25 protein-coding genes, 1 tRNA gene and 2 pseudogenes are annotated in these 25,016 nt (G+C 71.2%); 18 read left to right on the forward strand and 10 right to left on the reverse strand.

The annotated features are described in order from the left end of the window. Positions 1–53 precede the first annotated feature (53 nt). From ACWIF2_RS21365 to ACWIF2_RS21390, 6 genes are all read left to right on the forward strand, one after another. Positions 54–272 (forward strand): hypothetical protein, encoded by a 219-nt coding sequence (locus tag ACWIF2_RS21365; protein ID WP_454362204.1) that lies wholly within the window; start codon positions 54–56, stop codon positions 270–272. Between the two features lie 96 nt (positions 273–368). Further along, positions 369–1,772 carry an FG-GAP repeat protein gene (locus ACWIF2_RS21370; RefSeq protein ID WP_454362206.1) on the forward strand — a complete coding sequence of 468 codons (1,404 nt, stop codon included), beginning with the start codon at positions 369–371 and terminating at the stop codon, positions 1,770–1,772. 35 nt (positions 1,773–1,807) lie between these two features. After that, positions 1,808–3,229: a hypothetical protein gene (locus ACWIF2_RS21375; protein ID WP_454362207.1), complete on the forward strand. Its 1,422-nt coding sequence runs from the start codon at positions 1,808–1,810 to the stop codon at positions 3,227–3,229. A 56-nt stretch (positions 3,230–3,285) separates the two neighbouring features. Continuing rightward, positions 3,286–4,734 carry an FG-GAP and VCBS repeat-containing protein gene (locus ACWIF2_RS21380; protein WP_454362209.1) on the forward strand — a complete coding sequence of 483 codons (1,449 nt, stop codon included), beginning with the start codon at positions 3,286–3,288 and terminating at the stop codon, positions 4,732–4,734. Between the two features lie 17 nt (positions 4,735–4,751). Beyond that, positions 4,752–6,182, forward strand: coding sequence for a VCBS repeat-containing protein (locus tag ACWIF2_RS21385; RefSeq protein WP_454362210.1), 1,431 nt, complete (start codon positions 4,752–4,754; stop codon positions 6,180–6,182). A gap of 140 nt (positions 6,183–6,322) precedes the next feature. After that, positions 6,323–7,333 carry a Yip1 family protein gene (locus ACWIF2_RS21390; protein WP_454362212.1) on the forward strand — a complete coding sequence of 337 codons (1,011 nt, stop codon included), beginning with the start codon at positions 6,323–6,325 and terminating at the stop codon, positions 7,331–7,333. Positions 7,334–7,400: 67 nt separating this feature from the next. Here ACWIF2_RS21390 and ACWIF2_RS21395 read toward each other — a convergent pair whose 3' ends face one another. Together ACWIF2_RS21395 and dcd are read right to left on the reverse strand one after the other, a co-directional pair. After that, positions 7,401–7,889: a phosphoribosyltransferase gene (locus ACWIF2_RS21395; protein WP_454362238.1), complete on the reverse strand. Its 489-nt coding sequence runs from the start codon at positions 7,887–7,889 to the stop codon at positions 7,401–7,403. 11 nt (positions 7,890–7,900) lie between these two features. Beyond that, entirely contained in the window at positions 7,901–8,476 is a 576-nt protein-coding gene (dcd, locus tag ACWIF2_RS21400) for a dCTP deaminase (protein ID WP_454362213.1), read from the reverse strand. Positions 8,477–9,026: 550 nt separating this feature from the next. Here dcd and ACWIF2_RS21405 point away from each other — a divergent pair. Continuing rightward, positions 9,027–9,100, forward strand: a tRNA-Gly gene (locus ACWIF2_RS21405). A gap of 300 nt (positions 9,101–9,400) precedes the next feature. Then, the gene (locus ACWIF2_RS21410) at positions 9,401–9,700 is read left to right on the forward strand and encodes a hypothetical protein (protein ID WP_454362214.1); all 300 of its coding nucleotides are present in this window, start codon (positions 9,401–9,403) and stop codon (positions 9,698–9,700) included. 588 nt (positions 9,701–10,288) lie between these two features. Here the strand turns inward: ACWIF2_RS21410 and ACWIF2_RS21415 are convergent. Both ACWIF2_RS21415 and ACWIF2_RS21420 read right to left on the reverse strand, forming a co-directional pair. Then, positions 10,289–10,537, reverse strand: a complete 249-nt coding sequence (locus ACWIF2_RS21415; protein WP_454362215.1) for a hypothetical protein — start codon at positions 10,535–10,537, stop codon at positions 10,289–10,291. Between the two features lie 2 nt (positions 10,538–10,539). Next, complete coding sequence (locus tag ACWIF2_RS21420) at positions 10,540–11,136, reverse strand: DUF5994 family protein (RefSeq protein WP_454362216.1); 597 nt, start codon at positions 11,134–11,136, stop codon at positions 10,540–10,542. Positions 11,137–11,651: 515 nt separating this feature from the next. Between ACWIF2_RS21420 and ACWIF2_RS21425 the strand changes: the two genes are divergently transcribed. Further along, on the forward strand, positions 11,652–13,367 hold the full coding sequence (locus ACWIF2_RS21425; protein ID WP_454362217.1) for a SpoIIE family protein phosphatase: 1,716 nt from the start codon (positions 11,652–11,654) through the stop codon (positions 13,365–13,367). Between the two features lie 34 nt (positions 13,368–13,401). On the opposite strand, the gene ACWIF2_RS21430 is transcribed toward ACWIF2_RS21425, so the two are convergent. Next, positions 13,402–14,076, reverse strand: coding sequence for a hypothetical protein (locus tag ACWIF2_RS21430; RefSeq protein WP_454362218.1), 675 nt, complete (start codon positions 14,074–14,076; stop codon positions 13,402–13,404). Positions 14,077–14,611: 535 nt separating this feature from the next. Here ACWIF2_RS21430 and ACWIF2_RS21435 point away from each other — a divergent pair. The 6 genes from ACWIF2_RS21435 to ACWIF2_RS21460 all read left to right on the forward strand — a co-directional run bounded on the left by ACWIF2_RS21435 (position 14,612) and on the right by ACWIF2_RS21460 (position 18,301). Continuing rightward, the gene (locus tag ACWIF2_RS21435) at positions 14,612–14,914 is read left to right on the forward strand and encodes a hypothetical protein (protein ID WP_454362240.1); all 303 of its coding nucleotides are present in this window, start codon (positions 14,612–14,614) and stop codon (positions 14,912–14,914) included. A 34-nt stretch (positions 14,915–14,948) separates the two neighbouring features. Then, the gene (locus tag ACWIF2_RS21440) at positions 14,949–15,302 is read left to right on the forward strand and encodes a hypothetical protein (protein ID WP_454362220.1); all 354 of its coding nucleotides are present in this window, start codon (positions 14,949–14,951) and stop codon (positions 15,300–15,302) included. Between the two features lie 59 nt (positions 15,303–15,361). Beyond that, complete coding sequence (locus tag ACWIF2_RS21445) at positions 15,362–15,991, forward strand: DUF5994 family protein (protein WP_454362222.1); 630 nt, start codon at positions 15,362–15,364, stop codon at positions 15,989–15,991. Positions 15,992–16,325: 334 nt separating this feature from the next. Then, positions 16,326–17,336 carry an acyl-CoA desaturase gene (locus ACWIF2_RS21450; RefSeq protein WP_454362223.1) on the forward strand — a complete coding sequence of 337 codons (1,011 nt, stop codon included), beginning with the start codon at positions 16,326–16,328 and terminating at the stop codon, positions 17,334–17,336. 39 nt (positions 17,337–17,375) lie between these two features. After that, entirely contained in the window at positions 17,376–17,783 is a 408-nt protein-coding gene (locus tag ACWIF2_RS21455; protein WP_454362225.1) for a DUF5994 family protein, read from the forward strand. A 53-nt stretch (positions 17,784–17,836) separates the two neighbouring features. Beyond that, positions 17,837–18,301, forward strand: coding sequence for a DUF5994 family protein (locus ACWIF2_RS21460; RefSeq protein WP_454362227.1), 465 nt, complete (start codon positions 17,837–17,839; stop codon positions 18,299–18,301). Between the two features lie 381 nt (positions 18,302–18,682). Here the strand turns inward: ACWIF2_RS21460 and ACWIF2_RS21465 are convergent. Next, positions 18,683–19,498 (reverse strand): annotated as a pseudogene (locus ACWIF2_RS21465) (sensor histidine kinase); the annotation flags it as partial. A 107-nt stretch (positions 19,499–19,605) separates the two neighbouring features. Between ACWIF2_RS21465 and ACWIF2_RS21470 the strand changes: the two are divergent. Next, positions 19,606–19,935, forward strand: a complete 330-nt coding sequence (locus ACWIF2_RS21470; RefSeq protein WP_454362228.1) for a hypothetical protein — start codon at positions 19,606–19,608, stop codon at positions 19,933–19,935. Positions 19,936–20,047: 112 nt separating this feature from the next. Here the strand turns inward: ACWIF2_RS21470 and ACWIF2_RS21475 are convergent. From ACWIF2_RS21475 to ACWIF2_RS21490, 4 genes and pseudogenes are all read right to left on the reverse strand, one after another. Continuing rightward, positions 20,048–20,586 (reverse strand): annotated as a pseudogene (locus tag ACWIF2_RS21475) (ATP-binding cassette domain-containing protein); the annotation flags it as partial. A gap of 655 nt (positions 20,587–21,241) precedes the next feature. Beyond that, a complete protein-coding gene (locus ACWIF2_RS21480; RefSeq protein WP_454362230.1) occupies positions 21,242–21,754 on the reverse strand; it encodes an NlpC/P60 family protein in 513 nt (170 codons plus the stop codon). 381 nt (positions 21,755–22,135) lie between these two features. Continuing rightward, entirely contained in the window at positions 22,136–22,546 is a 411-nt protein-coding gene (locus ACWIF2_RS21485) for a PIN domain-containing protein (protein ID WP_454362231.1), read from the reverse strand. Continuing rightward, positions 22,543–22,764: a type II toxin-antitoxin system VapB family antitoxin gene (locus tag ACWIF2_RS21490; protein WP_031120842.1), complete on the reverse strand. Its 222-nt coding sequence runs from the start codon at positions 22,762–22,764 to the stop codon at positions 22,543–22,545. The genes ACWIF2_RS21485 and ACWIF2_RS21490 overlap by 4 nt, the downstream gene beginning before the upstream one ends. Before the next feature lie 990 nt (positions 22,765–23,754). On the opposite strand from ACWIF2_RS21490, the gene ACWIF2_RS21495 reads away from it, so the two are divergent. Both ACWIF2_RS21495 and ACWIF2_RS21500 read left to right on the forward strand, forming a co-directional pair. Beyond that, positions 23,755–24,222, forward strand: a complete 468-nt coding sequence (locus ACWIF2_RS21495; RefSeq protein ID WP_454362234.1) for a DUF5990 family protein — start codon at positions 23,755–23,757, stop codon at positions 24,220–24,222. A gap of 590 nt (positions 24,223–24,812) precedes the next feature. Next, on the forward strand, positions 24,813–25,016 hold the full coding sequence (locus tag ACWIF2_RS21500) for a cold shock domain-containing protein (protein WP_441269253.1): 204 nt from the start codon (positions 24,813–24,815) through the stop codon (positions 25,014–25,016).

Genomic DNA, 25,016 nt, shown 5'->3' on the forward strand with positions numbered 1-25,016 from the left:
TCATCGACGGTGGATGCCCGCCAGGCATCCCGCGTGCCGCAGGAGACTCCCGCATGGACCAGCACAGGCGACGCCCCCAGCGGCGTCCGCACCCGCGCCCCGCCCTCGCGACGGCCCACGCCCCGGCCGCGCCGACGGGCGGGTCACTCATGCCCGCGCCCCCCGGCCGGGCGATCTCCGGCCCGGCGACGACCCACAGCGCGACGACCCGCAGGGCCGCGTCCCCGTCCAGGGCGACCACGACGTCCCGAGGCTCCGCCCACACCGCCTGACCCGCCGCACGCCCCCGTCCTCCTCCTCACCGGGAACGGAACGGCCCTGCTTTCAGGTCCGGCCCGGCCCCACCCCTCCCCACCCGGAGCCCCGCCTTGCGCACCCGCACTCTCCTCCTGGCCGCCGCCCTCACCACCGGCCTCCTCTCCAGCACCCCGGCCACCGCCGCCCCCTCCGGCCTCGCCGGGGACTTCAACGGCGACGGATACCGGGACGTCGCGGCCGGCGCCGCGTGCGCCGACGTCGGCTCGGCATCCTGCGCCGGCGCCGTCGTCGTGCTGTACGGCTCGGCGTCCGGTGTCTCGGCCGCCCGCAGGGCCGTCATCACCCAGAACTCCGCGGGGGTGCCCGGCACCGCCGAGTCGGGCGACCTGTTCGGCTCCGCGCTGGCCACCGGCGACCTGGACCGGGACGGCTACTCCGACCTCGTCGTCGGCGCCGCCAACGAGAGCGTCGGCGACCGGGACAGTGTCGGCTCCGGCACCGTCCTGTGGGGCAGCAAGTCGGGCCTGACCAGCGGCAAGGGCCTGCCGCAGCCGTCGACGCTCGCCGAGTACGGGAACTTCTCCCGGGGCATCGCGACCGGCGACTTCGACGGCGACGGCGACACGGACGTCACGCTCACCGGCCAGAGCCACACCCGTATCTACCACGGGCCCTTCACCCGCACCGGCGGCCCGCTGAACAACCTCCGCGTCGGCGAGGTCGGCACGACGTTCGAGGTGTTCGCGGGTGACATGACCGGCGACGGAGCGGCCGAGCGCGTCTACCCGTTCAACGTGGACGGCGACACCGGCGGCCAGATCGACTACTTCCGCTGGACCGGCACGACGTACAAGATGGCCGATCTGCCGAACGCCGACGGCTACCCCGGTTCCATCGGCGACATCAACCGAGACGGCTACGGCGACCTCGTCCTCGGGGACCACGCGGACCCGTACGACCTCAAGCCCGGCGGGCACAAGGGCGGCCAGATCACCGTCTGGTACGGCGGACCGAACGGCCCCGACCCGGCGCAGCAGCCGGCCGTCGTCCACCAGGACACCGCGGGCGTGCCCGGCGCCGGCGAGGCCGAGGACGGCTTCGGCAGCGCGGTGGGCACCGGCGACATCAACGGCGACGGGTTCGCCGACGTCGTGGTCTCCGCCCCGGGCGAGGACATCGGCTCGGCGAAGGACGCGGGCTCGGTGACCGTGCTGTTCGGCTCCGCCTCCGGTCTGAAGACCACCGGCGTGAAGTCGTACACCCAGGACACCGCCGGAGTGCCCGGCGCCGCCGAGTCCTCGGACCGCTTCGGTTCGGCGGTCGGCCTGACCGACGTGACGAAGGACGGCAAGGCGGACCTGGTCGTCGGCGTGTACGGCGAGAACTCCACGGGCGGCCTGTGGACCCTGCGCGGCTCCGCCACCGGTCTGACCACGAGCGGCGCGCAGGGCATCACGACCACCGCCGTCTCCCTCAAGGGCAGCGTCAACCTCGGCTTGACCGTGGCCCAGTGACGCCCCGCCGACTCCCCTGTGAGGCACGTACACCCATGCGCACCCGTATCACCACCGCCGTCATCGCCGCGGCCCTGACCCCGCTCGCCCTCACCCTCTCCGCCCCCGCCGCGCACGCCGTCACGCCCGCCGCCCCCTACGACTTCAACGGCGACGGCCGCACCGACCTCGCGATCGGCGCCCCGGGCGCCACGGTCGCCGGGAAGGCGAAGGCGGGCGCCGTGTCCGTCGTCTACGGCAGCACGAGCGGGCCGAAGACCTCCACGCGCACCCTCCTCACCCAGGACACCGCCGGGATGCCGGGCGCCGCCGAGGCCGACGACGCCTTCGGCTCCGCCCTCGCCTCGGCGGACCTCGACACCGACGGCTACGCCGACCTGCTGATCGGCACGCCCGGCGAGGACGGCTACGACACCAACGACGGCACCGCCACCATCGTCTGGGGCTCGAAGTCCGGCCTGTCCGGCGCCCGTTCACTGTTCAGCTTCTTCAGCACCGACTACGACCGCTACGGGCAGACCCTCGCCGCGGGCGACTTCGACAACGACGGCGACCTCGACGTGGCGGTCGGCTCCACGGGGCCGACCACCCTCTCCCTGGTCGCCGGCCCGATCACCAAGGCCGGCGCGCACAACGGCGGTTCGGGCTCGGGCAAAGACATGTGGTCCACGTCGTACGGCATCACCCACCTGTCCTCCGGCAACGTCACCGGCGACGGCCACCCCCGGGTGATCCTGCACGGCCGCTCCGCAGGCACCGACGACGCCGTCACCGCCCTGGCCGACATGGAGATCAGCAACTACGCCGACTGGCTGCAGAACCTGCCCGCCGGCTACGTCTCCGCCGTGGCGGACATCGACAAGGACGGCTACGCCGACATCGCCGTCGGCAACGACCGCGAGACCTCCGCCGACCCGGCGGGCGCCCTCGGCGGCAAGGTCACGGTCGTCTACGGCGGACCGGACGGCCGGGACACCGGCCGCGCCCCGCTCGTCCTCACCCAGGACACCGCCGGTGTGCCCGGCGCCTCGGAGAAGGGCGACCGCTTCGGCAGCGGCGTCTCGCTCGGCGACATCAACGGCGACGGCTACGCCGACCTGGCTGTGGGCACCGCGGGCGAGAACTCCGCCGCCGGTGCCGTCACCGTGCTGTACGGCTCGGCGTCCGGCCTGACCACCAAGGGCGCGACGTCGTACAGCCAGAACTCCGCGGGCGTGCCCGGCGGTTCCGAGAAGGGCGACCGTTTCGGCGAGCGCGTCACGCTCACCGACCACACCGGCGACCGCCGCGCCGACCTGTCCGTCTCCGCGCCGGGCGAGAACGGCGACGGCGCGGTCTGGTCCCTGCGGGGCACGGCGACCGGCCTCACGGCCACCGGCTCGACGAGCTTCGGCCCGGGCACGACGGGCATCTCGACGGCCGGGGCGCCGGGCTACGGCACGGCCCTCAGCTCCTGACCACCGCTCCACACCGAACACCAAACCGAACGCTCCATACGAAACCGGGGACTTCGATGCGCAAACGCACCCTCCTCCTGGCGACGGCCCTGACCACCGGCCTGCTCACCGCCCTGCCCGCGACGACGGCCACCGCCGCCCCCGCCACCGGCCCGACCGCCGACTTCAACGGCGACGGCTACGGGGACGTCGCCTTCTCCGCCGCGTACGCCAAGGTCGACGGCAAGGGCGAGGCCGGCTACGTCGCCGTCGTCCACGGCGGCGCCACCGGCCTCGACCCGGCCAAGCGCACCGTCGTCAGCCAGAACACCGCCGGTGTGCCCGGTGCCGCCGGCACCGAGGACACCTTCGGCAGCGAGCTGGCCACAGCCGACCTCAACGGCGACGGCTACACCGACCTCGCGGTCGGCGCGCCCGGCGACGACGACGGCACCGACGGCGACGGCGGCTCCGTCACCATCCTGTGGGGCTCGGCGAGCGGCCTGAAGAACGGCACGACGGTCAAGGACCCGGCCGTCTCCGCCCACAACAACTGGGGCAACCTGCTGACCGCGGGCGACTTCGACGGCGACGGCAAGGCGGACCTGGCGGTCGGCACCGACACCGACGACGTCTACGTCGTCCGCGGCCCCTTCACCACCACCGGCACCACGGGCCCCACGCAGAAGATCTCCACCCCCGAGCCGGCGTGGATCGTCGACACCATGGGCGCGGGCGACACCAACGCCGACGGCAGGTCGGAACTGGTCCTCACCTACCGGGTCACCATGAACGAGGGCGAGTCGACCAGCTGGTCCAAGGGCGTCGCCTACCTCGGCTCCCCCACCGGCCCGGACACCTCGGCCCCCCGCCCCCTGAACGGCGGCACCTCCCTGGCCTTCGGCGACATCGACGGCGACGGCTACGACGAGATCGCCCTCGGCAACGTCTTCGGTAAGGGAAGCGATCACACCGGCAGCCTCGGCGGCAAGGTCGTCGTCATCCGTGGCTCCAAGGGCGGCCCCGTCAACGGCGACGCGCCCATGGCCGAGCTCACCCAGGACTCCGCGGGCGTCCCCGGCGCCGACGAGGAGCGCGACAACTTCGGCAGCTCCGTCTCCATCGGCGACACCAACGGCGACGGCTACGGCGACCTCGCCATCGGCGTCAGCTTCGAGGACCTCGGCACCACCGAGGACGCCGGCGCCGCGATCCTCATGAACGGCTCGGCCACCGGTGTCTCGCGCACCGGCGCCCGCACCGTCACCCAGAACACCGCCGGCGTCCCGGGCACCGCCGAGGCCACGGACTACTTCGGCTCGGAGACCCTGCTGGCCGACGTCACCAAGGACGGCCACGCCGAGTTCACCATCACCGCCGGTTTCGAGGACGAGGGCATCGGCGCCATCACGGCCCTGCGCGGCTCCGCCACCGGCCCCGTCACCGACGGAGCCCGCACCTTCGGCCCCGGCAGCCTCGGCCAGGTCCGTTCGTACGGCGCGTTCGGCGCCAACCTCATCGGCTGACCGGCCAGGGAGACAGCGTGCGCAGATCCACCACGACCGCCCTTGTCGCCACCCTGCTGGCGACGGGCCTCACCCCCGTGTTCCTCACCGCCCCAGCCTCCGCGGCCCCCGCCAAGTACGCCGACGACTTCAACGGCGACGGCTACCGCGACCTCGCCGCGGCCGCGCCCTACACCCCGGTCGGCGGCAAGAGGGACGCGGGCGCCGTCGTCATCACCTACGGCTCGGCGAACGGCATCAGCGCCGCCCGCCGCACCGTCCTCACCCAGGACACGGCCGGCATCCCCGGCACCGCCGAGCAGGGCGACCGCTTCGGCAAGGCACTCACCTCCGGCGACCTGAACAGTGACGGATACGCCGACCTGGTGATCGGCAGCACCGGCGAGGACGTCGGCTCCGATGCCGACGGCGGCTCCGTCACCGTCGTCTGGGGCGGCAAGAGCGGCCTGTCCGGGGGCCGCGGCGTCCCCGACCCGGCCGTGGCGGCCCACGACGAGTACGGCGTGTCCCTCGCCGTCGGCGACTTCAGCGGGGACGGCCTGGCCGACCTCGCCGTGGGCAGCACCGGCAGCGACATCTGGATCCACGAGGGCGTCTCCAAGGCCTCCGGCTCGGGCACCCACCGCGAACTCGCCACCGGCCTCGAGACCGGCAGCGGCCTCACCGGCGCCCTGAACCTCACCTCCGGTGACCTCAACGGCGACGGCACCGACGACCTGGTCATCACGGGCAGCGAGGCGTCGACGTACGACGACGGCACCATGATCTACCTCGGTTCCGGCTCCGGCCTCACCTACCAGACGTTCCTCAAGAGCGACGCCTGGGACGTCGCGGCCGTCGGCGATCTCAACGGCGACGGCTACGACGACGTGGTCACGGCGGCCCCGAGCACCGACGGCAAGAGCCTCGGCGGCTCCGTCAGCTCCTGGCTCGGCAGTGCGAACGGCGTCCGCACCCAGCCCCAGGCGGTGATCAACCAGGACACCCCGGGTGTCCCCGGCGCGGACGAGGAGGGGGACGCGTTCGGCAACGACCTCTCGGTCGCCGACGTCGACGGCGACGGCTACGCGGAAGTGGCCGTCGGCGTGCTCCACGAGACCATCGACGCCGCGAAGATCGCCGGGAGCGTGATCGTCCTGCGCGGCTCGGCCGCCGGTCTGACCGGCACCGGCGCCCAGTCGTTCACCCAGAACACGCAGGGCGTGCCCGGCACGGCCGAGTCCGCCGACCGCTTCGGCGCCTCCGTACGCCTGTCCGACCTCACCGGCGACGGCAAGGCGGACCTGTCCGTGGGCTCCGACGGCGAGAACCACCCCTCCGGCTCCCTCTACAGCCTGCGCGGCTCGGCCTCGGGCGTGATCACGAAGAACGCGATCAGCTTCGGCCCCGGCTCCCTGGGCATGTCGACGACGGACTACCTGAGGCTGGGCCAGGACATGCTGCGCTGACCCCGCGGTGCGGGGCCCCGGCATGGATGTGGGGCCCCGGCATGGATGTGGGGCCCCGGCATGGATGTGGGGCCCCGGCGCGGCCCGTACGGCCGAACCCTGACAACCCATCGGCTCCCCAAGGGCCTTACCCCTAAGGGATGTCACAGCTCGGCCGCAAAGCCGGGCCCGGAAGCCCGGGCCCGGCACGCCACCGCCCGGGACCAGGTACGTTCGAAGACGTGGCTGGATTCAGGATCGGACGCGGCCGGAACAACGGCGCTCCTCAGACGCGACCGCATAACCCCCCGCACGGGCAGCAGACGCCGCAGGGACCGTCGTACGGTTACCCGCCGGCGCCTCAGCCGTACCCGCAGCAGCAGCCGTACGGCAACGGCGGCGGCCCCACCTGGCCGCAGGCGAACGCCGGGCCCGGCGGCGGCTACGGCGGCCAGGGCGAGCCGGAGTACTTCGGCGACGGCGCGTACCCGCCCGGCCCGCAGGGCCCGCCGGACCCGTACGCGGCGAACAACCCGGGCCACACCCAGGCCTTCTCGGTCGGCGAGGACCCCTACAACCAGGGCGACACCTACCGCGCCGGCGCCGCGGCCCCGCCGCCCGGCCCGGTCGGCCCGCGCCTGCACTGGAAGGCTCTGCTCCGGGGGATCATCCTCTCCCCCAAGCAGACCTTCCTCCAGATGCGCGACTACTCGATGTGGGGCCCGGCCCTCATCGTGACGCTCCTCTACGGCCTGCTCGCGGTCTTCGGCTTCGACGGCGCCCGCAAGGATGCGATAAACGCAACACTGTCGAACGCGGTCCCGATCGTCCTGACGACGGCCGTCGCGATGGCGCTCAGCGCGTTCATCCTGGGCGTGGTCACCCACACCCTGGCCCGCCAGCTCGGCGGTGACGGCGCCTGGCAGCCCACGGTCGGCCTGTCCATGCTGATCATGTCCCTCACGGACGCGCCCCGTCTGGTCCTCGCGATGTTCGCCGGCGGCGACGCGACGTTCGTACAGCTCGTGGGCTGGGCCACCTGGATCGCGGGCGGCGCACTGCTGACCCTCATGGTCAGCCGCTCCCACGACCTGCCCTGGCCGAAGGCGCTCGGCGCGTCGGCGATCCAGCTGATCGCCCTGCTGTCGATCGTGAAGCTGGGCACGGTCTGAGGTTCCGCGCGTACGAGAAAGGGGCTCCCGGAGGAGCCCCTTCTTGCTGTCTGTTTCTTGCTGTCTGTCAGGCGTCGAGGACCTGCCCGGCGCGCCGCACGACAGGCGGTTCAACACTCCACGGGAAGTTGATCCACTCATCGGTGCGCTTCCACACGTACTCGCACTTCACCAGTGACTGGGACTTCTCGTAGACCACGGCGCTGCGCACCTCGGCGACGGTGTCGAGGCAGAAGTCGCGGACCAGCTTGAGCGTCTTGCCGGTGTCGGCGACGTCGTCGGTGATCAGGACCTTCTTCTCGGAGAAGTCGATCACGTTGGGGACGGGGGCGAGCATGACGGGCATCTCGAGGGTGGTCCCCACGCCCGTATAGAACTCCACGTTCACGAGGTGGATGTTCTTGCAGTCGAGGGCATAGGCGAGCCCGCCGGCCACGAAGACACCGCCGCGGGCGATGCTGAGCACGACGTCAGGCTCGTACCCGTCGTCGGCGATGACCTGTGCGAGCTCGCGCACGGCGACGCCGAACTGCTCGTAGGAGAGGTTCTCCCTCATCTTGGGGTCGCTCATACCTGGGTCCGATGGAAGTTGAGGAAGGACCGGGAGGCGGTCGGCCCCCGCTGCCCCTGGTACCGCGACCCGTACCGCTCGCTCCCGTACGGGAAGTCGGCGGGGGAGCTGAGCTTGAACATGCACAGCTGCCCGATCTTCATCCCCGGCCAGAGCTTGATGGGCAGGGTGGCGAGGTTGGACAGCTCCAGGGTGACGTGCCCGCTGAACCCGGGGTCGATGAACCCGGCGGTGGAGTGCGTCACCAGTCCCAGCCGTCCCAGCGAACTCTTGCCCTCCAGCCGGGAGGCGAGATCGTCGGGCAGCGTGATGACCTCGTACGTGCTGGCGAGGACGAACTCCCCCGGGTGCAGGATGAACGGCTCGTCCCCCTCCGGCTCCACGAGCCGGGTCAGATCGGTCTGCTCGACGGAGGGGTCGATGTGGGGGTACCGGTGGTTCTCGAACACCCGGAAGTAGCGGTCCAGCCGCACATCGATGCTCGAGGGCTGCACCATCGCGTCGTCAAACGGATCGATACGCACTCGTCCGGCGTCGATCTCGGCCCGGATGTCCTTGTCTGAGAGAAGCACGCCCCGAGGATACGCAAGGCGCGCGGAGCGCCCACAACCGGACGACTCCGCGCGCCTTATGCCCTTTGGCTATGCCTTTGTCCGCTGTTCGCTACCGCTCGCCGCCGACCGCTCCGCTCGCTACCGCTTCTGGTGGCTGACGGGTACGACGCTCCGGAGCCGCGTACACCGCGGGCACCGGAGCAGCCGACCGGGGCCGAGTCGCTCGGCCTGCTGCATCGGGAACGAAGCGGTGGTGAACACGTGCCCATCGGCACAACGGACGACGGTGCGCTCCATCAAGTCCAAGAGTCCCTTCCCCAAGAGCCGCGTCTGGCTGGTGCTTGCCTGACGACAAAAGCCACAGTACGGGATCAAAGGAACGGCCTTCGAGGCGGCGCTCCGGTCCCGCCCGGACCCTCGCCCACGCCCCCACCGTACGCCCCAACTCCGGTGACCCGCAGCCGCATCCCGCCCCTGAAACGCCCTCAGGCCCCGAGGCATCAACACCCGGGGCCTGACATGGGGTAAAGTGGCGAACGTTCGCACACCGACTCCGTCGGCGTCTTACGCGGGTGTAGTTTAATGGTAGAACATCAGCTTCCCAAGCTGAGAGCGCGAGTTCGATTCTCGTCACCCGCTCCATGATGAAACCCCAGGTCAGTGGCCTGGGGTTTGTTTGTTGTCTAGTCCAATTCGAGGGTGCCATGCCCTCCGTGTGCCCTAAGTCCAGGTCGATCTCCCCTTCAGGAGCGCCCGGGCGCAGGTCAAATCGTCAGAGCGCCCGATCGTCTCAGATAATGAGACGCATTTTCGGTGACCTGGGTCACAGTATGAGCAAATGATGGGCAAGTCACCTATGCAAAACCGCAGTTCGCAGCGGTGCGCACGCCGACGTGTCCACCGCTAGGCCCAGCGAGGGGATGGCCGTTCCTCACCGCCCGCGTGAGCCCCGCCGGCTCGCTACAGCTGGAGCAGCAGGGGCTCGTCCAGGTCTCCCGGGACTTGTCCGGCCGTGACTCCCAGGTCCTCCTCACCGACGAGGGGACACTGGCGGCTCGACAGTTGAGGGCACTGCAGGCTGACTCGGTTGCACGCAAGGGCTACACCCTGATCGACCCCAGCAAGAGGCCGGCTGAGGGAACTCCCTCCTTCGGCGCGTTCCTCTACCTCCGGGACGTTGCCCTCCTCACGCGGCGGCTGCTGTGGATCTACACCGAGCGCAAGAGGCTGGGGGCGCCGTGAGCGTCAGGGACGACCAGATCATCAAGGAACTCGCCCACTACATCCATGAACACCCGTCAGAGCAGATGGCGTTGATGCCGGTGTACGACGCGGCCCGTGATCACGCGCAGCGGCGCTCCTGCACACACTGCCGACGCTGCGAGGGCGCTTGGGACGACATGCCGCCCATCGCCCGATCGGCTCGCCGTCGCCTCGGGACGAAGGAAGCGAGGAGCGATGACGGAGGTGGGCGGCGACCGGACAGGGTCGGGGTGGACCGGTCGGAGGGGTTCGGCGAACGGCTGCTGGGTGTGCTGCTGGACCGTGCCCACGAGATGCCGCCGGACAAACCCGGGGCGGCGGGCATCGTGGTGGACCGCCGTCCGGGGATGCGCGACGAGCCGGCCGGACGGTCCGCGCCCGACGGGCATCGTGTCCTGGAGGGTTGGCTGCCCCGGCCTGCGGACACCGGACGCGGGTGGGCCCCGGCCTGTCGTGTGCGCGGCTGCGGCCGGGGCCCCGGATTGCGGGTTGTGCTGTCGGTGCGGTCAGTTCCGCCCGTCGGGTGACGGGCCCGGCGGGCCTGCCGGAAGGGCGGGGCTCGCTCCTTCACGGGCGCGGGGGGCGCCCGCGTGCGCCGCGCCCGGGCCGGTCGGGGCGGCGGGTGCCGCTCGTCGTCGCCCTGCCGCGGGCCCCTCGCCGAGCCGACGGAGCCGGTCCCGCGACAGGCATCCCGGTGCGGCCGTAATGGACGCCGGCCATACGGTCGCCGTGCTGCGAGTTCAGCAGGCGGATGAGGAACGCCCCGACCACGATGAGTCCCACGATCACGGCCACGGTCACGAAGGTCTCCACCATCCTCACCTCCCCATCGGTTGCTGCGGCACCCTGCCGGTCATGGCCGGCACCCGTGGAGGTGCGGCCGCGTCGCGGGACCCGTGCCCTCCTTCGGAGTCCCAGACCGCTTCCACGGCCCGGTCGGCGTCGCGCAGCGTCCGCAGGCGCGCCGCCTCCTCCATCAACCGGCTCGCGCTCGACGTACCGCGCGGGTCGCTCGCGGCGGCCATCAGCCAGGCGGCTGAGTCGGGAGCCGTCTGCGGCGGGACGACCAAGAGGTTCCAACGGCCCACGTGGTAGGAGAGCAACAGCAGTTCATGCGGGTCCTGCTCGTCCCGGAACCAGCCCACGTGCACCACGCGCCCGGCGACGGGCACCTTGCGTGGGATGACCGGCCACTGCGTGGGATTCACCGTGACCCGGGTGATCCGCCCCCACAGCGGTTCCAGTACGGCGGTCAGGGACGGGAGTTCCGCCTCGAGATCGCGGGAGCGGGGCCACCAGGCGCCGTCCAGCAGAGCCGGCGCGGAGCCGATGGGAGCGAGCGACAGACGCGGAGAGAGCGAGGAGAGCCGGTCATCGGCTTCGGTCGTCGGCGGGTGGGAAATGGTCGCCATCATGACGCGAACCCTGCCCCGGGCCGACCAGGGCCGGCCCGGAATATTGAATCGCCGAAAACGACACGAGCCTGGAAGCCGGTGTTCGAAATATCCTCGGTAAATCCAGCGTACTCCTCGAACAGGCCCGGCGGACCGTGCGGACAACGGAGGAACGCTCCCATGCGTTCCTCCCCGGGACCGTCGTCCCTGAGGCAACGATTCCGGGCGAGTTCCCCTGCGCCTGCCCAGCGCCGGCACTTCCCAAGCTGAAGGGCGAGTTCGATTCCCGTCACCCGTCACCCGTCACCCGTCACCCGCGCAAGCCGAAGCCGCTTTCACGGAGGGGAGTTGTTCAAGCAGCCTTAGCCCGTGCCGCAGCAGGGTGGTCGCAGCGTCTCGCGCCGGGGGAACGACATGGCCACGCGACGTCGCCGAGCTGATCCGTGTCGAGTCGGGGGAATATCGATCCACTGGTGTGTCGGTCCCCCGATGCGCCCGCGGGCTTCGGCGAGGGTTTCCCTGACGGAGGGGGTGGCATGGTGAAGGGTGCGGGAGACGAGGGGAGCCGGCCGGCGGCCGAGAAGGGATTCTGGCAGCTGGTCGTCGGGCAACTGGGCACGGCTCTGGTTGTGGTGGATCCCGCCGGAAGGATCCTCGCGGTCAATCCGGCGGCCGAGCGGCTGCTCGGCCGCGCCGCCCCGGCGATGCGCGGGGAGGACGCACACGACCTGCTGCACCGGGATGCGCACGGCGGCAGGATCCCCCGGGAGCAGTGCCCGCTGCTGCGGGCCGTGGCCGAGAGGTCCGAGGCACGCGAGGAGGGCGAGGTCTGTCTGCGCGGTGACGGTCGCCTGATCGCGATCTCCTGGTCCGCTTCTCCCGTGACGGACGACGGCGCCTTCATCGGCATGGCCGTGCTGTTCACCGACACCGCCGGCGAGCGCAGCGCGCGTCGGGAGCGTGCGGCCTACACCCGTGCTCTGGAGGACCTCACCGAGCGGCTGACGCTGGTCGCGGAGATCACCGACGTACTCGGCCAGACCCTGGAGACCGATGAGGCCCTCGTCCGGCTGGGCCGCCTGCTGGTTCCCCGCCTCGCCGACTGGGCGGCGGTGGATCTCCTGGTCGGTTCCGGGCAGGTCCACCGGGTGGCGGTGACCGGTCCCGCGGGCCGGGAGGCCGGACTGGAGGGCGGGCACCAGCGTCTTACCGAGGCGGGGGAGGGAGATCACTCACCGCTCGTCCAGGTGCTCAACGGCGCTGATCCCGTACTGCAGCAGGAGGCGGATCCGGCCGCACCGCCCGCCTCTCTCCTGGCCGCCGTCCACGACGACTTCCTGCGGACGGTGGGCTCGACGTCGGCCATCACGGTGCCGCTCGGCCCCCGACGGCAGATCACCGGCGCCCTGACAGTGGTGCGCACGGACCCGGAGCTCCCCTTCGACAGCGACGACCTGGACGTCGTGAGCGACATCGGCCGCCGGGTCGGCCTGGTCATCGACAACGCACGGCGGTTCGGCCGCCAGCGCGCCGTCGCCGAGGCCATGCAGCGCAACCTGCTCGCCCCGCCGCCTCAGCCCGGCAGCCTGCGGCTGGCCGCCCGCTACCAGCCCGCCCCGGCCGGCTCCCAGGTGGGCGGCGACTGGTACGACGCGTTCGAGCGGAAGGACGGCACGCTCGCGCTGGTCATCGGCGACGTCGTGGGCCACGACCTGACCGCGGCGGCCGGAATGGCGCAACTGCACGGCATCCTGCGCTCGCTGGCCTGGGACCACACCGGCCCGCCCGGTGCCGTCGTCGACCGCCTCGACGACGCCATGCCCGCCATCACCACCGTCCCCATGGCCACCCTCGTCCTCGCCCTGCTCGAAGGCAACCCGCACACCGGTCCCTGGACGCTGCGGTGGACCAGCGCGGGGCACCCGCCGCCTCTGCTGCTGACCCGGGACGGACAGGCGCAGTACCTCGAAGCGGGACAGGGAGTCGTCCTCGGTGTCCCTCCGGGCACCGGCGGCAGCCGGCCGAGCGCCGCGCGGTCCCTTCCACCGGGTTCCACTCTCCTGCTCTACACCGACGGCCTGATCGAGATCCCCGGCAGCGACCTGGACACCGGCCTCGCCCGTCTGCGCCGCCACGCCCTCGCTCTCGCCCACAAACCGCTGGACACGTTGTGCGACCAACTGCCCGCCCGCATGCCGCCCGGCAGCACCGACGACGTGGCCCTCCTCGCCCTGCGTCTGCCGTCGCCCTGAAGGCGGTGACCGCGGTGGGGCGGGGTCCGGGGGCTCAGGTGTCGAGGACCAGGACGCGGAACGGGCCGAGCGGGGCCGTCCGAGGTGTGTCGCCTTCGATGTACCGCCATCCCCAGGACCGCAGCGCCTCGACGGTCCTGTGGTCGGAGCGCTTCACCAGCGTGACGGCGACGGCGGCACCGTGGTCGGTGAGCAGCCGTTTCTGCAGGCGCCGGGCGAGGTTCCAGGCACGGTCCTGGTTCTGCCTGCGTACCCGGGAGGGAACGTGGATCCCGGAGATCACGAAGAGGCGTCCGGAGGCGGCAAGCCGGAGCAGCCGCCCCGGAAGGTATCCGTCGAAGCCCTCCCACCAGGGGCCGTCGCCGCCTACGGGGAAACCGTAGGCGCAACCGGTCAGCGCGGTGGTCTCCGCGATCAGCAGCTCGAATCCCGGTCGCCGTGCGTCGGCCGCGAGCCGCCGCAGGAAGGCGCTGCGGGCTTGGTTCCACGCCCAGGGGCCGCCGCCGGACGTCTCCGCGTACAGATCACCCAGTTCCTGCAGATGGTCCTCGATCTGACGCCGGGTCAGCGGACGGACGCGTTGCCCTTCCCGGGGCGAGGAGCCCCGTTCCGGCCTCGGGCCGGGCTTCCGCGTCGCGGGCGGGTGCGAACCGACGGGACGCCCGAGGAGTTCTGTGGTCGTCGGCGCAGCCGACACGTTCACGGTCATGAGGCAAGCCCTGCTTCGGGCACGGACGGACCCGGCCCGGCGTCGTCGGTCGCCGAGAGCGGCACCGGTGTCGGAGTCGGCGCGCGACGCCCTCGGTGTCTTCAACCGTACTCCCGCGGCCGTGCCCCCCTTCGGGACCGACGGTGCACGAGAACACCGAGGCGGGTACGGCGGTTCCGTCCGCTTCCCGACAGCCGGGGGCGCACAGGAGTACGGTGGAGGTACCGAGGGCATGTCGCACACCGGCTTCCGCGCTGGTCTCGTCCTCGGCGAGACACTTCGCCGGAAGCCTCGCGCAGCGCAGGAGCTTCCGGAGACAGGTCAGCACGATGGCCCCGGCCCTCGATTCCTTCCCCGCCGCCGACGCGTGGCCGGTGCCCGACCCGCGCAGGGCCGTACTGCAGCTCTTCACCACGGGCGCCACGAGCACGAACGGCACCACCGGCACCCATGCACCACCACGCGCCCGAGGGACTGCGGGCCCGCTTCTCCCAAGCTCTTCTCGCGTTCGACCGACCGTCAGGTCGTGACCGCCATGGACATCGACCTCGGCATCGCCGCGCTCCTCGTGCTCATCGCCGCCGGAGCGTACGTGATCCACCGGCTCAACTCCGCACACAGCGAAAGGATCGCCTTGCGTTCCTACAGCCGCTTCCTTCCCGGCCCCCCAGCCGCCGCCGACCGAGCCGCCGGCACCACCCCGCCGCCCCCATCGCACTCCACCCCGTCCGCCGCGCTCGACCGTCGCGACCATCGCGACGGCGGGCGGGGGCGCTTCCGGCCGCGCCGCCACCGGGAACGGACGACGCACAACACGCCGAACGCCGCGGGGCGTTGAAGCCGAAATGGCCGACAGAACAGAGGTCACTTCCATGCCCGCGCCGCTCCGCCGAAGCCGCAGCCAAGGCATCGGCACCAGTCACGGCACAAGCGAAGATCCACAGGCGTACGAGACCACCGACGGTGATCTCCCCATGGGCGACCTCGCGGAGGTCCGCATCATCGCCGCCAGCCCTGACATCGCCCAACGAGTGGCGCAGCTACTGCGCCGGAACCTTCGCTGCGACGAACCCCGCAGCTACCCCGCGGGCCCCGGCGGGCAGGGCACCCTGCTCCATCTCACCGTCGACACCGGGCAGGCCGGCGAAGAGACCTTCACCCAGTCGCCCTGGCTGGCCACCAGCCACACCCAGGCCCGACGCGCCCACACCGACGAGCCTGGCTGACGCCGGCCCAGCAGCACCGGCAGTCGCAGGACGGCCGCCCGAGGACAGGAACCGCGACCATGAACCCGCACACCGGCACGGGCCCACCGCCGAGGACCGGCGACCGCGCCCCCAGCCGCCCGGTACGCACGCCACCGATCCCTGCCCGGCTCGCCCTGCGCCCGCCGACCTTCCCGCCCGGCCCTCTCTGCGGCGCCTGGTGGCCCCGCACCGATGACCTGATGGCCGAACTGCCCGCACTCACCGAGGCGTTCGACGCGACGCGAGGACGCGTGTCGCGCATGGCGTCCCACCGCGACACCTGGCCGGCGGCGCCCTGCGACCTGCCCGTGCCCGGGCACACGGTGAAGGCCGCGTGGTTCGCCTCCGGTTTCGACCCGCACACGATTCGGCTCTTCTCGTACGGCGTCGGACGCTGGGACCTGCTCGTCGTCCCACCCCGGACCGAGACCGCCACGGCCGCACGGCTCATGGCCGCGGCTGCCGACCCCGCGCTCCACCTCACCGCGAGCGAGCTCCTGGCGGCCGAGCGACGCCTCCACGCCAAGAACGAGGCCGTACGCGATCAGGGGCAGACGGAGCAGTGGGAGGCCGAGGGCGGAGCACCGAGGCGAGCATGGGCCCCCCTCTCCGCTCCGGCAACTGTTACGGTCCGCGACCCCCTTCTCGCTTCCCGCCAGGTACGCTGAAGGAACCGAGGGCACGACGCATACCGGCGACGGACCGGCTTTCGCTCCCGGCGCACCACGATTCCGGACGGTTCGTCGCCCGGACAGGGTCCGCATCACGGCAGCCTCTGCCGCCCGACTTCGACGCGGATGTCGTGGCCACCACGTTTCGCAGGCGACCGGCACGCAGAGCGCAGCCGGAACACCGCCCCCCAGCCGCGCAGGAGAGCGTGGCCTCACCCGACGGCCGCCCGTCCACGCCACCACAGCAGCCGAGCACCCGGCCGCGCCTCCCCCGGCCTCTCGTCTCGGCCCGGCGGGAGGAATCCCCTCACCGAGGCCGAGGAGCCCCGTCATGCCGCTCGATTCTTCCGCGACCGTTCCCTCACCGGCGGAGGCCCCGCCGGATCCCGTGGGCCCGCCTCGGGCTTACGACGGAACGGTGCCCTTCCCGTCCGACGGCCCGGCGCCCGCACGCGGCGGTGCCGAGCGCGTGTACGTGGCGGTGACGGCGGCGATCGTCGTCCTGCCGTTCCTGGCGCTCGGCACGGCGGGCTGGTGGCTGTGGGGAAGCCTCATCCGGCCCGCCGACATCGTCCTCGCGCTCGTCCTCTACGTGGTCACGGGCCTCGGCGTCACCGTCGGCTTCCACCGCGGCCTGACCCACGGCGGCTACCGGGCGGTCCGGCCGGTGCGTATCGCACTGGCGGTGGCCGGGTCGATGAGCTTCCAGGGGGACGTGATCAGCTGGGTCGCCACGCACCGTCGCCACCACGCCTTCACGGACCGGCCCGGCGACCCGCACTCCCCGTACCGCTACGGCACCCGTCTGCGCGGCCAGTTGCGCGGTCTGCTGGACGCCCACGTCGGCTGGCTGTTCCGCAACGACCCCACGCCCGCCGACCGGTACGCCCCCGACCTGCTGGCCGACCGCGACATACGCGCTGTCGCCCGTGCCTTCCCGGCCCTGTGCGTCCTCACACTCGCACTGCCCTTCGGGATCGGCTGGGCAGTCGGCGGCACCTGGGTCCACGCGCTGACGGCCGCGCTGTGGGCAGGGCTCGTCCGCATCGCCCTGCTCCATCACGTGACGTGGAGCGTCAACTCCCTGTGCCACGTGCTGGGCAAGCGGCCCTTCCGTACCCGCCGCCACGACCGCGCCACCAACCTGTGGCCGCTCGCCCTGCTCTCCTTCGGCGAGAGCTGGCACAACCTGCACCACGCCGACCCCACCAGTGCCCGGCACGGCGTCGACCGGGGCCAGATCGACCCCTCGGCCGCCGTCATCCGACTCCTCGAACGGCTCGGCTGGGTGCACGACGTGCGCTGGCCCACGTCGGACCGGCTCGCCGCCCGCCGGGCCTGACCCGAACCCACCGCTCCACAACCTGTCGAAGGAAACGCCATGATCACCACAGCGCCACCGGCACCGCCCGCACCGTCCATCCGCCCTCTCCTCCGCCTGCGGCTCGCGCCCCACAGCGTGCTGCCGCGTCGCCTCGACGGGGTGTGGTGGCCACGTTCGTACGACCTCCTGGTGGAGCTTCCGCAGCTGCTCGCCGCACTGCCGCGCGCCTGGGGACACATCGCCGGCGTCACGGTGAACGGAGCGGCCTGGTCCGCGGCACCTGGCCGGATGCTCGTCGCCAACCAGGTCGTACGACTGCGGAAGACGGTCGCAGCGCACGCCCCGGACACCGTCGTCCTGCTCGCCCCCGGCCACGGCCGCTGGGACCTGCTGGTCGTGCCGCCCGACACGACCGAGGAGGCGGCCGAACCGATCATGACCGCCGTGCTCGGCGACCGCGCCTGACCCGCCAGGAGTAGCGTGGACGCGAGTAGGTTCCGAACAGGCAGGTGAGCACGATGCCCGATCCCGATTCCCCGCCCGCGGCAGGTTTGCTGGCGGACGGTGCACACGAATCCATGCGTCCCGGAACGGCGCTTCTGCGGCTCACCACCACTCACGAACGCCGGAGCATCCTCGACGGCGCGTGGTGGCCCCGTTCAAGGAGTCTCGCCTCCGAACTGCCCGGCCTGATCAGCGCGCTGACCGAGCGCCTCGGGCCGATCACACGGATCGGCCTGGACGCCGCGGCCTGGGACGCACTACCGACGCGGGTGACCGTCGACGACCGTGTGGTGCACATCGACGTCTTCTCCGTGGGCGACGAAACCGCGCTCGTGACCCGAGGGGACCAGGACCACTTCTCCCTGCTCGTGGTCCCACCGGACACGCCCCCCGAGGCGGCGCGAGCCGCGATGACCGAAGCGGTCCGATCCGGCAACCTCAAGCAGGCCCAGCAGATCCTGATCGACACCAGCCTTTGACTCGGCCCGGGATACGCATGAGCGAAGGCACACGCGGCCGGCTCGTGCGTTGTCGGCGCGCCGGCGGAGAGGAAGCGGTTCCCCGCGGCCCGGAAGCCCGTCTGTCGGAGGTCGTGCCCTCGGCGCGCCCGTAGGAACGGAGAACCACGGTCCATCACGGTGCGATACAAGCTGAAGGCATGGGGGATACAAACCGCGTAGGCGCAGGTCAGATCAGACGCCACCCTGGACACGCGAACCCTGACGTCATCTGTCCGGTGCCTCCACAAGATCGGGTAGAGGCCCTGTGGAAGGGGACCGTCGTCAGCATCTTGGCCGAGGGGTACGGGGCCCAGGTCGCGTTCCGCGAAGCAGCGTCCGTCTGCGTCGGGCGGGCTGTGCTCAGGTGGGCCGGGGGGGAGCCCGTAGTCCGATGTTGTATCCGCCCTGTGGGGTGGGTTCGGCGGTGAGGGTGCCAGTGAGCAGTTCGGCGCGTTCTCTCAGGCCGATCAGGCCGTGCCGGGCGCTGGGCAGGGCGACGGACGGGCGGGTGGGGGCGGTGTTGGTGACGGTGACGCCGAAGTGCTGCGCGTCGTGCCACAGGCGCACCTCGGCGCGGGCGCCGGGGGCGTGCTTGCGTACATTCGTGAGGGCTTCTTGGACCGTGCGGTAGACGGTGCGTTGGGCGGTTGTGCTGATGCTGGGCGGGAGCTCCCCGGTCAGGGTGGTCTCGATGCCGCTGTTGGCGATCAGCTGCTGCAGGTCGGCGAGGGTGGGCTGCGGGGTGAGTTCGGTGTCCTTGCCGCCGGAGGCGCGCAGCAGGGTGACCATGTGGCGGAGTTCGTCGAGGGTGTTCACGCTCAGGGTGCGGATGGTGCGGGCGGCGTCGCGGGCGTCCGGGTCCTTGGCGGCGACCTGCAGGGCTCCGGCCTGCACGGCGATGAGGCTGACCTGGTGTGAGACGACGTCGTGCATCTCGCGGGCCAGTTGGGCGCGTTCGCGGGCGAGGACGGTCTGGGCGTACAGGGCGCGTTCGTGTTCGCGGGCCACTTCGACCTCGACGAGTTGGCGGGCCACGTCGCGTCTGGCCTGCACGAGCTGGCCGCACAGGATCGGGGCGAAGGCCATGGCCAGCGTGTAGACGAACTCGATGAGCGTCCAGGTCCGGTCGCCGGGAAACGTGTCGCCGGAAAACGTGTCGGACAGGGGCCAGGCGAGGGCATGCGTGGGCATGATGCCCGGCGCGGCCCGGGGCCACGGCTGGTGCGGGTCAGGAGGCGGCGGCCGCCGGTGCGGCTGAGACCACGACGGCCACCCAGGCAGGTATGGAGACTCGCGGTGTCGCACCGGGCAACGCCGGGGAAACCCATCCGGTCGTGGACACCGCCCTCCTCGACCGCGTCCACGACGACGTCGCGGACAGCCGTGACGTCGATGTGGTCCGACTCGTCCGAGAGCTCCAAGTTCAAAAGGCGCCCGTCATCGGGCGCGATGTGGTGGCCGAGCTGCCGCTCCCCGAGCAGGGGAAGAACCTCCCGCAGCTGCTGTTGGTCCAGCAGTCGCTGCACGCGGACTTCGTCGTACCCGGCGTCCGGGAGGCGCTCTGGCGACATCTCCCCCGCTTGGCGCGCACGCCACCGCTCGGTCCCAGGTGATCACGGCTCGGCGTACGTATGCGCCGGCCCCCGCCTCGTCACGAATGCAGGCCGCCCGCCTGCGTGCGCAGGAGGGCGGCCTGTAGGAGGTCCTCGGCGTCGCAGGCCCGTCTCACCCGCCGGGGCGGCCCGCCGGGGTCAGGAGCTGCGTCGCCGCGAGCTGCGCGTACAGCTCGTCCTCGGCCACCAGCTCCTCGTGGGTGCCGACCGCGCGGACCTTGCCCGCGTCCATGACGACGATGGGTCGGCGTCCGTGACCGTCGACAGGCGATGGGCCACCACCAGCACGGTGGTCTCGCGTGCGGTCTCGGCGATGACGTCCCGCAGTGCCAGCTCGTTGACGGCGTCGAGCTGCGAGGTCGCCTCGTCCAGGAGCAGCAGCCGGGGCCTGCGCAGCAGCGCGCGGGCGATCGCGATGCGCTGGCGCTCGCCGCCGGACAGTTTCGTGCCGCGGTGCCCGACCGGGGTGTCCAGGCCGTGCGGGAGACGCTCGACGAGGGCGTCGAGCCTGGTCCGGGTGAGGACCTCGCGTATCTCGTCGTCGGTCGCGCCGGGCGCGGCGAAGACCAGGTTCTCCCGCAGCGTGCCGGCCAGCACCGGCGCGTCCTGCTCGACGTATCCGATGACGGACCGCAGCTCGGACAGCGGCCACTTGGATCTTGCCACCGGACGAGAGCCGGTCGACCAGCGTCTTCGTGGCCAGCGGCTGCAGCAGCCCTCCGGCGGCCCCTACCAGCGCCAACAGCAGACCGAGCGCTACGGCCCACCGGTGCGGACGGACGTACCCGTACAGCGCCTTGAGCGTCTCGCTGGTGCGCAGGGACTCGGCACCCGTCGCCTCCGGGGCGGATGCGGTGTTCACAGAATTCCTTTCCTACGTGGTCGGCCGCGCACCGCGTCGGCGGTTGCGGGCATCGGCCCGCGCGGGGGCCTTGGGGCTCGGCTCAACCGGTCAGTTCGACTGCCCTCGTGACGAGCATGTGCACAACCTCATCGCGGAGTTCAGGACGTACGGCGGCCAAGCAGAGGCCGCCCGCCACCAACGCCATGCCGAGGAACTCCCAGAGCTCGCTCCTGCCTCGCCTGGCGCTACCACGACCCGCCGCATCGGCCGGTGGCCGCCTGGTGGTGTCGAGCTCCCTCTCATGCGCACGGTGTGTCATGGCACCAGCCTGGAAGCCCGGTCCTTCCGTCGGCCATCCGGCGATCGTCGGGTGCACCCCCGCCAAGTGGCTGGAGCCGCCTGCACAGTGAACCCGAGCAGCCAGAACCGGCGAGGGGGAGGCGTGACCCGGTCGGAGCGCGGTCAGAGGCGTCGTGCCTCGCGCAGCCCTTGTGCGTAGTAGCCGTCACCGTCCAGCCGTGAGGTGCCGCCCTTGTCGCCCATGGTGGGGCCGCCCGCGTTCTTCCGGCTGGAGATGAAGCACGGGTGGTCGGCGGTGTCCAGGCCGAGGTAGATACCAATGTGGCCGATCCGTCCGCCGGGCAGTTCCCGTGTCTTGAAGAAGACCAGGTCGCCGGGCTGGAGCTGCTGGATGACGGCGGGGTGGCGGTCGGTGAGGGGGATCACGGGTAGGCCGAGCCGCCCGCGGGCGATCGCGTCGGGGGTCCGCTGCAGCCCGTTGCCCGCCGCGTTGTCCCTGCTGTTCAGCGGGAATCCCGAGCGGTATCCGTACACCAGCCGGACATAGCCGGAGCTGTCGACGGAGCGGGCGCGGTCCTTCTCGGGGCGGCGGGTGACCGCGTCAGGGAAGGTCCAGGGGATGCCCAGGTAGTCGTAGAAGTCCGAGTCCGTGCGCGGCTTCGGCTTCCCCTGCACAGCACGCCCGGAGTCGCTGGGGGTGCTGGGCGTGTAGCGGGCGGCACCGCTGTATTTGACTCCCGCTGCCGTCGTCCGGGCCGGGGCACCAGCGATGTAGTCGAAGGGTGGTCGACCGCCCCCCCGCCTCGGCAAGGTTGTCCCGGTGACCGACATCCAAAGCGCCAAGGAGGCGCGTCGCCAGTCCTTACCCGCATCCGAGTCCGCCACGGCGACGGAACGCCCTTCATCGACGGCGCGGCTGGTCGGGTGGACCTCGCCCGTGCACTGGACGCCGCAGCGTTGTTGGTGCCCAACTCATGCCCAAGAGGGGGTACTTCAACTGACGCGCCATGGTGGCCACGAACGGACCGGGGGGCACGCAGGCTCGGCGGAAACGTCTCAGGCGATGTCGTGGATGTTGTGCTCGGCCAGGTCGGATGCGTGCCGGGCGATGGCGCGGTAGTCGGCATCGTCATGGAGGACGGCGAGGCCGTGGTGGGCCGCGGTGGCCGCGATGACCAGGTCGACCGCCGATGCGCTGCGGTGCTCTCCAGCCCGGGCCATGCGGTTCTGCACCGCGCCGATCCAGCGTCCCGCGTTCTTCGGCACCGACACGTCGGGGTACAGGTCGGCGAACATCTCCACGATCTCGTCGTACTCGCGGCCGTTCCGAGCACTGTGGAGGAACTCGGTGCGTTGCACGTAGCAGGATGCGATGGCCCCGGCGTCGATCGCGTCGTACCAGGCCGCTTGGAGTTTCGGATCGCGGAGTAGGCGGACCAGGCCGGAGGTGTCGAGCAGGTAGATCACCGGCTGTTCTTCTCCGCCCGGTGCAGGCGCTCGGCGTCCTCGACAGCACCCCACTCACGCGCCCGTTCGAAATGACGGCTGATGCGTGCCGCACGCTCCTGCTGTTCGGCGTAGAAGTTCAACGCGAGATTGACCGCCTCCTTCTTGGTCCTGACCTTGGCCAGAGCCATGGCGCGTTCGAGGGCGTCGTCATCGATGTCGATCTGCGTCACAGACATGTGGCGCCTCCTGCGATGTTGGCAATGTACATAGAAGGATACGTCACCAACATCGACCCGCAAACACCGTCAGGCCGATGCAACCGATCTCGCCGGTACCCCCGGAAACTCTCGCCCCTCTGGAACGGTCCCGATATCTGCCCGACCAGTCCGCCGAAACCGGCTGCCAGCCAGCCGTGCGGTAGGACCTCAATGCATCACCGCGGAATGAAAGGACGATCGCCCGGCCACGCCTGCCGTAGCGTGAACCCCCAACGCATCCGGTGTGTGCACTCGCGACGAGCCTGCTCGAAGTAGACAGCCGAGCAAGCCGAACCCGAGGCATCGGCCTTCGCGCTCACCCAATATCCCGCCGATCCGCGGCGTCGCGCCCATAGCGTGCCCGTAAGAGCGGACAATCACGGTCAACAGCGGCGCCATGGACCCTCACGAGCACCACAGGGAGGAGGTACATGAGCAGGTCAGAGGCGTAGAGCCCGCCCAAGCGCCGTCGCTTCCCAAGCTGAGAGCGCGAGTTCGATTCTCGTCACCCGCTCCAGAGTGAACCCCAGGTCGCGACCTGGGGTTCTTTTCGTCTAGACCAATTTAGGGGCGCGCCCTCCGCGCGCGCTCTGAGTCGAGATCAGTAGGACCTCCAGGGGTCCCGTGGGTGCGAGTTGAGGCACCACAGGGCGAGATAGGCGACTTGCCGGCCGCCTGCCAGTGCTCGGTCTGAGGCAGCCAGGCAACCGTCGCCCTTTCGCAAGAACAGCTGCCACTCACCTGGGGCCGATCGCCGAGAGTTGGCACTTCTCGCCTGGGCGTGGACGATGGCGTGTCCGGAATGCGCCGCGCTGGACGCCGACGCGGTGCGGCGCCAGCCGATGCGGGGGTGGCGAGGAGGCCGCTGTCGAGCGGCCGACACGGAGTGACGAGGTCACCGCTGCCCGGGCTCACGCCGGTTCGAGGTCGGCTGATCTCTGCGCGGACGATGGCGGGATGATGGCCGCCATGCGCATCCGCATCGACGCAGTCGACCTGCCCGGCCTCACCCGCCCCGCCTCTGCCGACGGCGAAGTCCCCGCGTACGACAACGTCCACGTCGCCGTGCAACGCCGCGCCCGTCCCGCCGAACTCCTGGAGCCACAGCCCGGCGACGCACCGTCCGCGACATGGACCCTGGAGTGCACGACGAGCGCCTCGCCGACCGGCATCGACATCAAAGGCCCGTACGTGCAGGACCGTCTGGGCCGACGGTTCATCTACCTGTCGTGGGGCACGGTCGACGAGGCGGGCACCTTCACGATGTTCCGCCGCGCCAAGCTCATGCTCGACGTCATCCCCGCCGACGTACTCGGCGCCGCAGCACGCGACGGGCTGCTGGTCGGACGCCTCGGCCTGACCGACGCGCAGGGCGGGCCCCTGTGCGCACGCGTCGAGCCCCCGCACATCACCTGGACCGCCGAACGCGTCGGCTAGGTCCACGGCCCGTGGTCCCCGCGCCGTCTTCCGTTGCCCTGGTCGCCTCGTCGATTCGTGGCGGCAGGCGCGGCGCTGTCAGACGTCGTCACCGTACGGGCGGGACGACGTGTGGATGCTCACGGCAGCCGCCGTGCCACTGCCGTTGGCGTCTCGCTGATCACCCGCCCGTACTCCCCGTAGGCCATCGACATCGTGGCCTTCTGGGCCGATGTGACCTTCGTCGCGGTAGTGGCGTCTCGGCAGGTGTTCCCCGTTGCCCCATCCGTTGATGGCGATGGCCGCGGCGCACGGTCCATCGACCAAGGTCATGGCGCTGTGGCCGGAAGCGTTCGGGAGGAACACCGCGTCCGCGCGGATCAATATCTGTATCCGCGAAGTGAGAAATAGGTGCGGCACGCGGAAAGTATTCCTCGACCGCCGACCAGAGTGGAATCAATGACGGCGCAGGGCCGACCGTGCCATGCTAATGTCGATATCAGTTGCAGGTGTGGTTGCCAGAAGGTTCATTTTCCGACGGGTTAATCAGCACGGCGACGCGGAATCCGCACAGGGCGAATTCCGGACATCGTCTCCGAAGGAGAAATGATATGACTACTGGCACCGTGAAGTGGTTCAACGCGGAAAAGGGCTTCGGCTTCATCGAGCAGGACGGCGGCGGCCCCGACGTCTTCGCCCACTACTCGAACATCGCCACCCAGGGCTTCCGCGAGCTCCTGGAAGGTCAGAAGGTGTCGTTCGACATCGCGCAGGGCCAGAAGGGCCCGACGGCCGAGAACATCGTTCCCGCCTGA

The sequence above is a fragment of the Streptomyces sp. NPDC055506 genome (genome assembly GCF_053643595.1).

What these genes read in the sequence shown, in the direction of transcription:
- ACWIF2_RS21490 (WP_031120842.1), bottom strand. Translation starts at nt 22,764, where the DNA reads ATGTCTGTGACGCAGATCGACATCGATGACGACGCCCTCGAACGCGCC.
- ACWIF2_RS21395 (WP_454362238.1), bottom strand. Translation starts at nt 7,889, where the DNA reads ATGAGGGAGAACCTCTCCTACGAGCAGTTCGGCGTCGCCGTGCGCGAG.
- ACWIF2_RS21495 (WP_454362234.1), top strand. Translation starts at nt 23,755, where the DNA reads ATGCGCATCCGCATCGACGCAGTCGACCTGCCCGGCCTCACCCGCCCC.
- ACWIF2_RS21440 (WP_454362220.1), top strand. Translation starts at nt 14,949, where the DNA reads ATGCCCGCGCCGCTCCGCCGAAGCCGCAGCCAAGGCATCGGCACCAGT.
- ACWIF2_RS21390 (WP_454362212.1), top strand. Translation starts at nt 6,323, where the DNA reads ATGTCACAGCTCGGCCGCAAAGCCGGGCCCGGAAGCCCGGGCCCGGCA.
- ACWIF2_RS21380 (WP_454362209.1), top strand. Translation starts at nt 3,286, where the DNA reads ATGCGCAAACGCACCCTCCTCCTGGCGACGGCCCTGACCACCGGCCTG.
- ACWIF2_RS21500 (WP_441269253.1), top strand. Translation starts at nt 24,813, where the DNA reads ATGACTACTGGCACCGTGAAGTGGTTCAACGCGGAAAAGGGCTTCGGC.
- ACWIF2_RS21450 (WP_454362223.1), top strand. Translation starts at nt 16,326, where the DNA reads ATGCCGCTCGATTCTTCCGCGACCGTTCCCTCACCGGCGGAGGCCCCG.
- ACWIF2_RS21470 (WP_454362228.1), top strand. Translation starts at nt 19,606, where the DNA reads ATGGAGACTCGCGGTGTCGCACCGGGCAACGCCGGGGAAACCCATCCG.
- ACWIF2_RS21455 (WP_454362225.1), top strand. Translation starts at nt 17,376, where the DNA reads ATGATCACCACAGCGCCACCGGCACCGCCCGCACCGTCCATCCGCCCT.
- ACWIF2_RS21460 (WP_454362227.1), top strand. Translation starts at nt 17,837, where the DNA reads ATGCCCGATCCCGATTCCCCGCCCGCGGCAGGTTTGCTGGCGGACGGT.
- ACWIF2_RS21430 (WP_454362218.1), bottom strand. Translation starts at nt 14,076, where the DNA reads ATGACCGTGAACGTGTCGGCTGCGCCGACGACCACAGAACTCCTCGGG.
- ACWIF2_RS21445 (WP_454362222.1), top strand. Translation starts at nt 15,362, where the DNA reads ATGAACCCGCACACCGGCACGGGCCCACCGCCGAGGACCGGCGACCGC.
- ACWIF2_RS21365 (WP_454362204.1), top strand. Translation starts at nt 54, where the DNA reads ATGGACCAGCACAGGCGACGCCCCCAGCGGCGTCCGCACCCGCGCCCC.
- ACWIF2_RS21425 (WP_454362217.1), top strand. Translation starts at nt 11,652, where the DNA reads ATGGTGAAGGGTGCGGGAGACGAGGGGAGCCGGCCGGCGGCCGAGAAG.
- ACWIF2_RS21435 (WP_454362240.1), top strand. Translation starts at nt 14,612, where the DNA reads ATGGACATCGACCTCGGCATCGCCGCGCTCCTCGTGCTCATCGCCGCC.
- ACWIF2_RS21375 (WP_454362207.1), top strand. Translation starts at nt 1,808, where the DNA reads ATGCGCACCCGTATCACCACCGCCGTCATCGCCGCGGCCCTGACCCCG.
- ACWIF2_RS21415 (WP_454362215.1), bottom strand. Translation starts at nt 10,537, where the DNA reads ATGGTGGAGACCTTCGTGACCGTGGCCGTGATCGTGGGACTCATCGTG.
- ACWIF2_RS21420 (WP_454362216.1), bottom strand. Translation starts at nt 11,136, where the DNA reads ATGATGGCGACCATTTCCCACCCGCCGACGACCGAAGCCGATGACCGG.